The organism is uncultured Pseudoteredinibacter sp. (assembly GCF_947502065.1).
GTDB lineage: Bacteria > Pseudomonadota > Gammaproteobacteria > Pseudomonadales > Cellvibrionaceae > Pseudoteredinibacter.
On the sequence record NZ_CANMYE010000005.1, the window covers coordinates 84,051 to 97,080 of the forward strand.

Annotated in this window: 7 protein-coding genes; all 7 read right to left on the reverse strand. The window is 42.7% G+C overall.

The window, feature by feature from the left end; genetic code table 11:
* Positions 1-71 precede the first annotated feature (71 nt).
* Positions 72-4,106 carry an EAL domain-containing protein gene (locus Q1A41_RS13790; protein ID WP_299980124.1) on the reverse strand — a complete coding sequence of 1,345 codons (4,035 nt, stop codon included), beginning with the start codon at positions 4,104-4,106 and terminating at the stop codon, positions 72-74.
* Positions 4,107-4,416: 310 nt separating this feature from the next.
* Positions 4,417-5,346, reverse strand: a complete 930-nt coding sequence (locus Q1A41_RS13795) for a ParB/RepB/Spo0J family partition protein (protein WP_299980128.1) — start codon at positions 5,344-5,346, stop codon at positions 4,417-4,419.
* A 63-nt stretch (positions 5,347-5,409) separates the two neighbouring features.
* A complete protein-coding gene (locus Q1A41_RS13800) occupies positions 5,410-6,222 on the reverse strand; it encodes a ParA family protein (protein WP_299980131.1) in 813 nt (270 codons plus the stop codon).
* An 84-nt stretch (positions 6,223-6,306) separates the two neighbouring features.
* Positions 6,307-6,939 (reverse strand): 16S rRNA (guanine(527)-N(7))-methyltransferase RsmG, encoded by a 633-nt coding sequence (rsmG, locus tag Q1A41_RS13805; RefSeq protein ID WP_299980135.1) that lies wholly within the window; start codon positions 6,937-6,939, stop codon positions 6,307-6,309.
* Between the two features lie 33 nt (positions 6,940-6,972).
* The gene (mnmG, locus tag Q1A41_RS13810) at positions 6,973-8,862 is read right to left on the reverse strand and encodes a tRNA uridine-5-carboxymethylaminomethyl(34) synthesis enzyme MnmG (RefSeq protein ID WP_299980138.1); all 1,890 of its coding nucleotides are present in this window, start codon (positions 8,860-8,862) and stop codon (positions 6,973-6,975) included.
* Between the two features lie 1,041 nt (positions 8,863-9,903).
* Positions 9,904-11,286 carry a tRNA uridine-5-carboxymethylaminomethyl(34) synthesis GTPase MnmE gene (mnmE, locus tag Q1A41_RS13815; RefSeq protein ID WP_299980142.1) on the reverse strand — a complete coding sequence of 461 codons (1,383 nt, stop codon included), beginning with the start codon at positions 11,284-11,286 and terminating at the stop codon, positions 9,904-9,906.
* Between the two features lie 65 nt (positions 11,287-11,351).
* Entirely contained in the window at positions 11,352-13,028 is a 1,677-nt protein-coding gene (gene yidC / locus Q1A41_RS13820; protein ID WP_299980146.1) for a membrane protein insertase YidC, read from the reverse strand.
* Positions 13,029-13,030 lie beyond the last annotated feature (2 nt).

Here is a 13,030-nt window from a genome sequence, read left to right on the forward strand (position 1 = left end):
ATGGGATCACATCATGGGGTCACATCGTATTTGCACAATTCGCATTAGGGGGGCACACCACCTGATCATTTTCAGGCATCATTTGGTTCTGTATTACTAAGGCCAAAAGACGTTACAAAAAGGTCGGTTTCCATTAAGTCCTTAGCTGATAATGGATGGCAGTAGTAAAACCCCTGTGCAAATTGACAGCCCAGTTCTTTGAGATACTGGTGAACCTCTTTCTCTTCAACACCTTCAGCTACCACTTTAAGACTCAAGTTATTAGCTAACTCAACAATGGTATGAACAATACTTTTTTTACGATCATCAACTAAGAGGTCTTTAATAAAAACTTGATCTATCTTTAGGTAGTCAATTGGAAAATCAGCCAAGTAAGATAGTGAAGAGTAGCCTGTACCAAAGTCGTCTATATAAATTGAATGTCCCTTATCACGTAGTAGCTTCAGCACAGCGATGGATTTCTCTCGATCATTCATTAATAGGTGTTCAGTTATCTCAAACTCTAAGAGATAACGGTCAAAATCGTATTGCGATATAATCTCTTCAATCATATCAACAAAGTTGTCTTGAATAATTTGCTGAGCAGACAGATTTACTGCAACAGGTATTTTTACTCCGATTTCCCACCAACTTTGAAGCTGTAAACAAACATCCCTTAAAACCAAACTACCAATTTTATTTATTACACCAGACTTCTCCGCCGTTTCGATAAAGCTATCTGGCGACTGTATTTTTTGTTTGTCCCTGCGCCAGCGAACTAAAGCTTCCGCCCCTATTACTTTTCCGCTCTTTAAGCACACCTTAGGTTGAAAGTAAGATATAAACTCAGAATTTTTAACCGCCTTGCGCATATCACTCTCAAGGCGTATATGATTCTGAAGTTTAGAATTCATACTTTCTGTGTAAAACTGAAACTTACCACCGCCATCTTCTTTCGCGGATTTCAATGCAGCATTCGCTTGACTGAGTAATGTTTCAGGATTGAGGGAGTCAGTTTTATAAATACTAACCCCAATGCTTACTGTTACACTTACGTTTTCTTCTTGCGTTTTTATTGGCAGCTCAACAACTTCTATGATTTTTTTCGCCAGTTGAGCCAATCGTGTAACATCCTCAATATTTTCCAAAATAACACAAAACTCATCCCCCCCTAAACGGGCAATAGAATCTTGCTCTCGAATACAGGAATTAATTCTCTCACTGGTAGATTTAAGGAGGTCATCTCCGAACTCATGGCCAAAGCTGTCGTTTATCCACTTAAATCTATCAATACCTATAACAAACAGCGCAAATTTGCTGAAAGTTAAATGATCGGCATTTTTTACCGCTTGCTTTAGATTGTCATTAAATAAATTCCGATTAGCCAAGCCTGTTAATCTATCGTAGTTGGCCAATCTACGAAGCTCCTCTTCCTGGCGCAATTTTAGGGTGATGTCGCTAATTAGAAGAACATATCGATTTTCAAGTTCGTTGTCTTGATCGACTTTACTGGCGACACACTCGATTGCCACCTCCTCTTCGTAGCGTCCCCTAATATGGGTCTGGCCAAACCAATGCCCAGTTTCAATAAGCTGCTTCCACAGTTGTCCAAAGTAACTTGAATCATAACTACGAGGCCTAAGCTCCAATAAACTTTCTACTCCGGGCCTGGTGATACTATCAAAAGCTAGATTCTTAGCCTGAATATTTCCATGCTGATCAACAACACAGAAACCCTCTGCTGCATGCTCAAAACCTTGCGCATAAATTTTAATCTTATTATATGACTCCTTTTTGATTTTGTTTTTTTGCAGCCATAAATAGTAATATAAGCCCAGTGCTAAAATAACCATTAAAGAGTAGATAGCGTACGCCCAATAAGATCTCCACCAAGGCGGGATCACTTCTATATCTAGTTGATACTCTGCTTGCTGTAAAAACTTCGACCTTAACTTGAAGGTATATTCACCAGGACTTAGCGCCGAATAAATAGCGTAGTTGCCAGCAGCGTTATGCCAATCCTCATCTCGGCCTTCTAACTTCAGCTGTACACCTAGAGCACCTAAGTTTTCAATACTATTATCCGAGAAATTTATAGTGATAAACTTATCTTCAGGTTCGAGGATTAATTTTTTTCTGGTGTCGTAGATATAGTTTTCTATTTGTTGATTATTTTGAACAACAATGCTGCTTACCTTTAAAGGAAGGTTTTCGATCGAGAGCTTCTTAGTTTGCTCACTAATTCGATAAATTGATTCACCTTGAGTTAAAAGTAGATTCTCCCCAATATATGCGATACTTCCAATAGGGTTTCCACCTAAGAGCCCTGACTTTGCTCCTATGGATTTGTAGTGATTAGATTCTATATCTAGCTTAAATAAACTTTTTCCATCTAAACTAGAAAACCAAATAAAATCTGTTGCGAGAACCGCAGAGCCAATAACATTGTTTTTTAAAATTGGAAATTTTTCAGAACCTATCACTTCATAAGTTTCCGATCGTGTAGATAATATGATTTTTTCAAAACCATTATTACCAAATACCCAAAGCACTCCGTCACGATAAATAATAGGAGCACCTGAATAACTGTACTCGCTTTGATAGGGTATGGACTTTAATCGTCCATTTTTGTTTAAAAAGTATATATTATTACTAGCTACAAACCATATCCCGGTACTAGGATCTGAGTAGGGCTTCGATATTGAACTGTCCGGATTAGGTAGATCGAACTTTCTAGCCTCGCCTGTTTTATTATTTATCAAATAATAAGATCTAACCATAATTCCAAAGACACCAAGCTCAGGATGATGCTCTAAATAATTTATACGGCTTGATACCGTTGTGGTTTTTCCAGTTTCAGGGTTTAGTTTTATTAACTCACGTCCAACAATAGCCCAAATCTCTTTTTCGTTTATATAAACGGCATCACCAACTTCTTTGTTTCCCTGATAGACATAAGTTAGCTCTTCACTTTCAGTATTTATCTTTACAATCGTATTATTGCTATAGGCATAAATTGAACTACCGTTTTGACCTATAATTCCATCTATGGCCTTATTGAATCTATCGCTCGATAAATTTATTTTTTCAAATTCATCATTAATTAAATTGTAGAACCTTGGATATTCATCAATGTAGATAGCTATTAGATTACCAAGCCTATCTTTAGTGAAGTTGTAAATTTTTTTGTTGGGTAAACCATGTTGATCGACGGCTTCAACTAGGTATTCTGTTTGATCGCCAGTTAACTTGGCCAGCCCTCGACTTTTAAATGTAAGCCAAACATTAGATTTATGATCTTCTTGAATAATATTGGGGGTTAAAGTTTCGCCTTTATATTCAAAGTCTCTGACAGCCGTTATTTCTTTCCCTGAAATACTAACGAGTTTGTCTTGCACACTGACAAGCAATAGGCCATCTTTCGTTACATACAAATCGCTAATTTTGTCTGTCTTAGTGAATTTGAATTTAACCCCATTGTTATCAATATATTCAGCTAAGTATCTATTGAACTCTCCAGTTAAGGGGTTAAGTAGAAACAAACCGTCGTAGGCACTACCCACCCAGATTTCACCAATATCATTATCAGCTATGTTGGTAGTAATAATTTTTTTAGCTGAATCTATATCAGGATGCTTAATGGGGAATGGTGTGAATTGGTCTAAACCCGCCTCATACAAGGTAACGCCGTTATATGAGGTCATCCACAAGCGATCACTATTATCTTTTTTCATGTTTAAGATAACATCGTCGCTGATGGTATGTTTTTTATCTTCTTTCTCTACTAGGACATATTCATAACTATCTAGATCAACTCTAGCAACCCCCATAGTCGTACTTATCCATAGATTATTATCTACGATCGTTAACTCATGAGTTTGTCGTGATTTTAGGTCTTCAGCTCCCGGAGGAATAAAGTCAATAAGACTCTGCCCGTCATAACGCTTAATACCGTAGGCAGTTGAAATCCATAGATATCCATTTTTGTCCTCTTCCACGTCATAGGCATGTCCACGTAATTCATCAAGTGGTTTTTGGTAGAAGTGTATATCCAGCGAATTATCCGCAAAGCTATTACTGCAGAATAACAACAAGCCCATTAGCAGTCGTAACAACCACTGGTTCATAGATCCCTCACAAAGCAGCATTATTGTTGTATTAGCGCCACCAGTTAAGGAACTGAACTACGGCAGATAAATTAACAACCATCTTTAAGTCTAAGTGTAGAAGAGCTTTTTCTAAAATGAACCGCTTAGCTGATTCAATAGAAATTGATCGTAAAGACTCAGGATTATTTTTAATTGCTTAAACTATAGTTGCTCAAGATTGCCAAACAATCAAGTGGGAGGGTAGGCAGTGACTCTTAAAACACCGAGCCGTAGGACTTAAGGCTCGGTTATTGAGAAAAAATAAGAAATTAGAATGAGATATTAAAGATTAAGCTTCGTAGTTAAGGTGATTTAATATTCCGTCTAATTCATCGAGACTAGAATAGCTTAATACCAACTTGCCTTTTCCTTTAGCACCGTGCTGAACCATAACCGGCACGCCAATTTTCTCAGACAAACCATCCTGCAACTTTTTAATATCAGGGTCTATGGTTTTGTCCGCCTTAAACTTGTCATCACTTTGCTCAAGCTGCTGAATACGTCTAACCAAAGCTTCTGTTTGACGCACAGATAATCCTTTAGAACTTACCTGTCTGGCGACATCTTTCTGTTCATGACTAGGCAGCGGAAGTAGTGCACGGGCGTGTCCCATCTCTAGATCGCCATGCTCAAGCATCTTTTTTACTTCATCAGATAAACTGATTAAGCGCAGTAGATTGGTTACTGTAGTGCGTGACTTACCAACCGCCGCGGCAACTTCTTGCTGAGTTAACTCAAACTCATCTTGAAGGCGTTTTAGAGCGATAGCTTCTTCGATTGGATTTAGATCTTCACGCTGGATGTTCTCAATTAGTGCCATTGCAATAGCAGCTTCATCAGCAACTATTCGAATGACAGCGGGGATCTTATCCAGACCAGCTAATTGCGTCGCTCTCCAACGACGTTCACCGGCAATAATTTCATATTTAACGGTGTCGTTACCAGAATCTATCGGACGTACAACAATTGGCTGCATAACCCCTTGAGCTTTAATCGACTCACTGAGCTCTTCGAGCGCTTCGGGGTGCATATCTCGGCGCGGCTGGTACTTGCCGCGTTGAATAAACTCAACGGGTATTTCGGTTAGAGTGCCATCTTTGCCGGGCTCTGGAGAGGAAACAGCTGCAATTGCTTGTGTAGCATTTTCGACCTGGCTTGCACCACCACTGCCCAATAGGGCATCCAAGCCTTTACCTAAACCTTTGCGTTTCCCCGCCATTGTGATTCCTACTTCTCAAATATCTTAATGTTTTTATCTAATTATGTTTATTCAGGTTTCGGGCTAAGCCGTTACTTCAGCCGACTCTCTTTGGCTGATTTCATTCCGTCGAATCAACTCACCTGCCAAAGCCAAGTATGCGATTGCGCCCTTAGACTGGCGATCATAGACCAATACCGGCTGGCCAAAGCTCGGGGCTTCAGCCAAGCGTACATTTCGAGGTACGCAGGTACGATAAAGTTTATCACCAAAGAAGTCTGCCAGCTGTGCCGATACATCATTGGTTAGGCTATTGCGAGGGTCGTACATGGTGCGCAATATGCCTTCTATCTGAAGCTCAGGGTTAAGAGCACTTTGAATCTGGTTGATGGTGCTGATAAGCGCCGACAAACCTTCAAGTGCGTAATATTCACACTGCATCGGGATTATTACCCCTTGGCAGGCTACTAGGGCATTCAAGGTCAACATATTCAACGAAGGAGGGCAATCGACTAAGATATAGTCAAAATCATCCTTCAAGCTTTCCAAAGCTGATTGCAGGCGACGTTCTTTTTGATCCAAGCTCAGCATTTCTACTTCTGCTGCTGTTAGATCACCATTGGCAGGTAAGACTGAGTAGCCACCTTCCTCGGACTTCACCAACGCCTCTTTGGCGGTGGCTTCTCCCACTAGAACATCATAAACCGATAGCTCTAGCTCATTTTTGTTGATCCCCGAGCCCATGGTGGCATTGCCCTGCGGATCTAGATCCACCATTAGCACCTGCTTTTTGGTTGCTACCAAAGATGCGGCTAGGTTTACGGTAGTTGTGGTTTTACCTACACCGCCTTTCTGATTAGCAATAGCGTATAGGTGGCAGGGGCCTTGGGTGCTCAATGTCGTTATCCTTATGACTTGTCACGGCAAGTAAGAGGCCGCAAACAAGTGTATTGTCGCTATTCGGGTCAATAGCACAGCTCGCTACTTAAGAGGGTGTATCTCCAGTAGGTGGCGCTCGCCTTCTTCACCCGGAATCATTAATGCATGGGAGTTAGCGACGATATAGTGTTTTTGCAACGGCTTCAATTCATCTGTGGGATAAATTCCCTTCATAGCCCAAAAGCGGCCATTTTCCTTAAGCAGATGCCGACACCCTTGGGTCATGTCTTCTAAACTGGCAAAGGCTCGACTCATAACTCCGTCAAACAGCTCTTGGGGCTGATAACTCTCTACGCGGCAGTTGTGGACCTGAACATTATCCAGTTTCAACTCAGTCTTTACCTGAAACAAAAAGCGCGTTTTCTTGCCATTGCTGTCTAACAAGTGGACATCGCGCTCAGGGTGGCAGATCGCCATGGGGATTCCTGGCAAGCCGCCACCAGTACCGACATCGATTAATCTCTGGCCTTCTACAAATGGCATGATTGCCAGACTGTCGAGTAAATGCCGAGAGATCATATCTTCGATATTTCGGATGGCGGACAAGTTGTAGGCCTTGTTCCACTTATCAAATAGCTGGATGTAGGCTAATAAGCCATCAATGCGGTCACTATCTAGTTCTAAACCTAGCTTTGTGACTCCAGTTTCCAAGCGATCGCGTAGCTGCGTGGACATTTTTATCCATTTTCCTCGATTTTAGCGGCGAGATCAGGCACTTTGCTTGCGCAATAAGCCATGTTTCTTCAAATAAACCAATAGCAGAGAAACGGCAGCCGGGGTCACTCCAGGTATTCTGGAAGCTTGAGCCAAAGTGCCAGGCAATGATTCCTTCAATTTCTGCTTAACTTCATTGGATAAGCCTTCTACTGAATCATAAGGGAAATCCGTAGGAATCAAGGTATTTTCGTTTTGGCGTAATTTTTCGATATCTACCAACTGGCGCTCAATGTACCCAGCGTATTTCGCACTGATCTGCACCTGCTCGGATACTTCCGTAGCAATATCGGGCTTCTCGTAAGGCAACTCGGCAATATCGCCATATTCCAACTCAGGCCGGCGCAATAAATCCATCAAACTGTACTCGCGCCCCAATGGTGACTTCAACTTGGGCTCCAGTTGCTTCGCCTCATCACTACCGGCCTGAACCCAAGTGCTTTTTAAACGTTGCTCTTCTTGAGCGATAGCTTCTTGCTTATCGCAAAAGTGCTGCCAGCGATTATCATCAACCAATCCAAGTTTGTGTCCTTGCTCAGTCAAGCGAGCATCGGCATTATCTTCTCGCAGTAGCAAACGGTATTCGGCACGGCTGGTAAACATACGGTACGGCTCTTGAGTACCAAGGGTAATCAAGTCATCGATCAAAACACCAAGATAAGCTTCGTCTCGGCGCGGATGCCACGCCGCTTTGCCTTGTGCCAATAGCGCCGCATTGCTGCCGGCCAATAGACCTTGAGCCCCGGCTTCTTCATAACCCGTGGTGCCGTTAATTTGACCGGCGAAAAACAAACCTTTGATGTGTTTGGTTTCTAGGCTGTATTGCAAATCCTGCGGGTTAAAGAAATCGTATTCGATGGCATAACCTGGGCGGGTAATATGAGCTTGTTCAAAGCCTTTAATGGAATGCACTAGATCCAGCTGAACATCAAAAGGCAAGCTAGTGGAGATACCATTTGGGTATAACTCATGGGTGGTAAGGCCTTCGGGCTCGATAAATACCTGGTGGGAGTCTTTATCGGCAAAGCGCTTAACTTTATCTTCAACAGATGGGCAATATCGTGGGCCAACGCCGTCGATCACTCCTGTATATAGCGGCGATCTGTCTAGACCGGACATGATAATGTCATGGGTTTTGCTGTTGGTATGGGTTATCCAGCAACAAGTTTGCGCGGGTTTATCTTCGGCTTTGCCCATATAGGACATGATCGGTGCAGGATTATCACCCCATTGCTCAGCTAAGCCTTCAAAGTTAACGCTGCGAGCATCGATTCTTGGCGGGGTTCCAGTTTTAAGTCTTTCAACTCGTAGAGGCAGTTCTCTTAATCTATCCGCCAGGGCTATAGATGGCGGGTCACCAGCTCGCCCCCCCGAATGATTTTCTAATCCAATATGGATTTTGCCACCTAAGAAGGTCCCAGCGGTTAACACTACCGCGGGGGCATAAAACTTTAAGCCCATTTGGGTAACAACCCCTCGGACTTCTTCACCTTGCAATATTAGGTCATCAACTGATTGTTGGAATATTTGCAGGTTTTCCTGGTTTTCTAAGGTTTCACGAATCGCGGCTTTATAGAGAATTCTATCGGCTTGTGCACGAGTCGCTCTAACAGCGGGGCCTTTGCGACTATTCAGAACCCGGTACTGGATACCTGCTCTGTCTGTGGCTAATGCCATTGCTCCACCTAGTGCATCGATTTCTTTTACTAGGTGTGATTTACCGATTCCGCCAATAGCTGGGTTACAAGACATTTGCCCCAAGGTATCAATATTGTGGGTCAACAATAGGGTAGAGCTACCCATGCGAGCTGCTGCTAAGGCAGCTTCGGTGCCGGCATGTCCACCACCAATAATAATGACATCAAAGGTCTTCTTGTAATCCACGGTATCGCCTTTGCCTTTTGGGCATGGGTTAGAAAAAGGGCAGGCATTATAGGGATCTTTCTAGCAGAGTTCAAAACTTGTTTATTATTTAATCAGTCATTTTTTTTAATTTAAAATCTCATTATTAATATATAAGTAGATAAATAAATATTTATATATATGAATAGATAAAGAAGATTATGTTTGTTGTTATATATAGTGAGGCGTTTTTCTGTGGATAAGCGGTTTTACCTTAAGTAAATCAACATCTTACAGCTCTGATAACGGTGTATAAAACCCTTTATTTCGCATAGGTAAAAGCTCTGTTTTAAGGTCGAATGATTTCTGGATAACTTTGGACCTTGTGGTCAATTTGCTGTTATCCACATTTTTGCGCCGAGCTAGAGCACGCTTTCTGCTATGAGTTATTCACATTTGACAAAATTACTCTAATGATCGAACAAAAAACCTTCAAAATTAGGCACTTATGTGGCAAAGCTGTGAGTAATTGTGGATAAGCCTTTCTAAGTGTCGGTAGTTATTCAAAAAATCTGTGGGTAAGTTGGGATAACTTTTTTTGGCCAGATATGACTAGGTGATTTTTTAGCGTTATTTAGCTATAAATTTTATTGGTCTGGAGACGTAAAAAGCAGAGCCTATGATAGCTCGCTTCCTTTTGGACTCGCACCATCCAGGCGCTCAGCCGTTGGCAAAGCCCAAAAAACCTCTCCAATAGATAGAAAACGCCCCTGTACAGCATGAGCTATACAATACTGACTACTTTGCTGCTTGTTATAGCTTGATTGAGTACAAAATGCGGTGGGTAAGCTTGATAAAGAGTTTATAGGGCAACTACTTGTTGTGCTTTGCAGCTGGCCTGCACGGTTTGACCTTAAGTTAAAAGGAAGTTTTAAGTGGGTCGAAAGTTGAGAGCCTGTATGAGCTGAACCTACAAGCTTGCTGGCGGCGAAAAAAACCTATGGTCTACAAACGAATAGACGGGTAGATATGTAGGCCTAATAGGCCTACAGGGTAGCCGTATGGTTGTAATAGCTGGGGTTACTATTTCCCAATACAAAAGCTCGAGAAAATTCTCCCAAGAAGCTCATCCGGTGTAAATGTTCCGGTAATCTCACCTAGGGATTCCTGCGCGGCGCGCAAGTCTTCGGCTAGGAGTTCGCCTGCGCCCATATCGTGTAGTTGTAGCGCGCCATTATCCAAGGCTTCTTGTGCCCTTTCGATGGCATCTAAGTGGCGTCTACGAGCGGTAAACCCTCCTTCGCTGGCGCCTTGATAGCCCATGACGGATTTCAAATGCTGTTTAAGTTCTTCTAGGCCTGCTCCAGTCTTGGCGCTAATCCCTAGGCATTGTTTATTATCCCCTTCTTCTTTTAGCACCCCTACGCCATGCTCACTTAAGTCGGCTTTATTAAGGATCACAGTAAGCTGATTTGGGTTGGGTAGCTTTTCTGTAAATTCTGGCCATATAGAAGAGGGGGTAAAATCTGTATCAACGGCCTGGCCGTCCACCATGAGCAGTACACGATCCGCTTTTTCGATAGCTTGCCAGGCTCGCTCTATGCCAATACGTTCAACTTCATCGGGGCTTTCACGTAATCCGGCGGTATCAATAATATGCAGTGGCATACCGTCGATATGAATCTGTTCCTGAAGAATATCCCTTGTGGTGCCGGCGATATCGGTGACAATGGCTTTTTCAGTTCCTGCAAGGGCATTCAGTAAGCTTGATTTACCAGCGTTGGGTTTGCCTGCAATGACTACGTTCATGCCTTCGCGCACTAAAACGCCTTGTTTTGCATCGGCCAATAATTTTGCCAATTGTTCTTGTAGCTGCTGTAAATCGCCAGCAACTTTACCATCGCTTAGAAAATCAATTTCTTCTTCTGGAAAATCGATGGCCGCTTCGACATAAATGCGTAAGCGTATCAGTGCTTCAACTAAGTCGTGAACTTGTGTTGAAAATACACCTTGTAAAGAGTGCAGAGCATTGCGAGCGGCTTGAGCAGAGCTCGCTTCAATTAAATCGGCGATCGCTTCGGCTTGGGCTAAATCCATTTTGTCGTTGATAAAAGCGCGTTCTGAAAACTCACCAGGCTTAGCCATTCTAGCGCCGAGTTTGCAAACCTCAGCGAGCAGTAAATCGAGAATAACGGGGCCACCGTGACCTTGCAGTTCTAGTACATCTTCGCCGGTAAACGAATCGGGGTTTGGAAAAAACAGTGCAATACCGGAATCTAAAACTTCACCTTCGCTCGATAAAAAATCGCAGTAATGTGCATGTCTTGGGCTTAGCTCTTTTGCACAAATATGTTTCGCTATTTGTGCTGCATGTTTACCTGAGACACGAATAATTCCAACACCTCCTCGTCCGGGTGCTGTCGCTATTGCTGCAATGGTATCGCTAAATTGATAAGACTCTTGCATTGTTTTTTTCCAAAAAAACTCTATAAAAAAAGGGGCTCTAAGCCCCTTTCCGTAAAGCGAAAAGCTTAGGCTTCTGCTTCAATTTGTTTGGTGATGATGTACTGCTGAATCATCGAGATGGTGTTGTTAACCACCCAGTACAATACCAATCCCGCAGGGAACCACATAAATAAGAAGGTAAAGACAATCGGCATATAGCTCATTATCTTAGCTTGCATTGGATCCGGCGGAGTTGGGTTCATCTTCATCATAAACCATTGGGTCGCACCCATTATCAGCGGCAAGATAAAGTAAGGATCCTTCACCGATAAATCTTCGATCCACAAAATAAACGGAGCGTGGCGTAATTCTACAGACTCTGAAAGCACCCAATATAAAGCAATAAATACAGGCATTTGAATTAGAATCGGTAAACAACCACCTAAGGGATTCACCTTTTCTTTCTGGTAGAGCTTCATGGTTTCTTGGGACATCTTTTGACGATCGTCGCCATAGAGCTCTTTTAATTGTTGCATCTTAGGTTGCAGCTTGCGCAAATTCGCCATGCTACGATAGCTGGTTGCGGTCAGTTTAAAGAACAAAGCTTTAATTAAGATGGTAAGAACAACAATCGACCAACCCCAGTTAATCACCACACCTTGAATCAAGGTCAGTAAATAGAAAAGTGGTTTTGCCACCCACCAGAGCCAACCATAATCAACGGTTAAATCTAGGTGCGGAGCAATTTCCTCTAAGCGGTAAACGTCTTTAGGGCCCACATAAAACTGAGAGTTGATTACGCCTAATGTACCTGGCTCTACAAGTGTTTGAGGAGCTGTATAGCCAAAGGTGTACATCTGGCTGTTACGAATTCGGCGCAAGGTATAAGTATTGTTCTGTTCTTTGTCGGCAACCCAAGCACTAATAAAGTAGTGCTGAACCATGGCAACCCAGCCACCTTCAATTTCTACTTTTAGTGATTCTTCATCTAGGTCATCAAAATCAACTTTTTTATAGTTCTCATCTGGGGTGGTTAAGGCCGCCCCCAAATAAGGCTGTAGACCAATGGCGCTGCTACCGGTGGCCACTGGAGATCGGTCACGCTTGATTTGAGCGTAGAAGTTACCTTTCCAGTTGCTGCTGCTTTTGTTATCAATCAAATACTCAATATTGATTAGGTTTTCACCACGGGTGAAATTAAAGCGCTTGGTGATGGTTACCTCACCTTGTTGCAAGACAAGATCTACAGCGAGATTGTCTTTGCCTGGGGATAACTCATATTCGCTTTGGCTTGCTTGGAATACTGGGCGACCTTTAGCGGTATCGGTAGCGTTTGGTCCAATTAGGCCACTCTGAGCAATATAGGTTTTATCTGCAGTGCGGTTGAGGATAACAAATGGCAGTTCTGGACGGTTAAGTTCAGCGTAGTGTTGTGGCAGTGCGGCTTTAACAATGTCACCACCATGGGTATCGATAATAAGATCGAGGGCATCGGTCTTAACACGAATAAGCTGGGAGCTGCTTGGAGTTTCTACACTGGTTTGTTCTGCAACTGTGCTGGGCAGGTCACTCGCTATAGTTTGTTTGCTAGGTGCAGCAGTTGGTATTTCGCTGGCCGCAACAGGCGAGGCCAAAGTCTCTTGGCTGGCTGCTACGGGCTTGTTGGCTGCTTGTTTGCGGTCTTGGAAGTCATTCCATTCCAGAACCAAAAGATAAGAGACCACAGCCATTGCGATGATCAATAAATACTTTTGCCAATCCATAA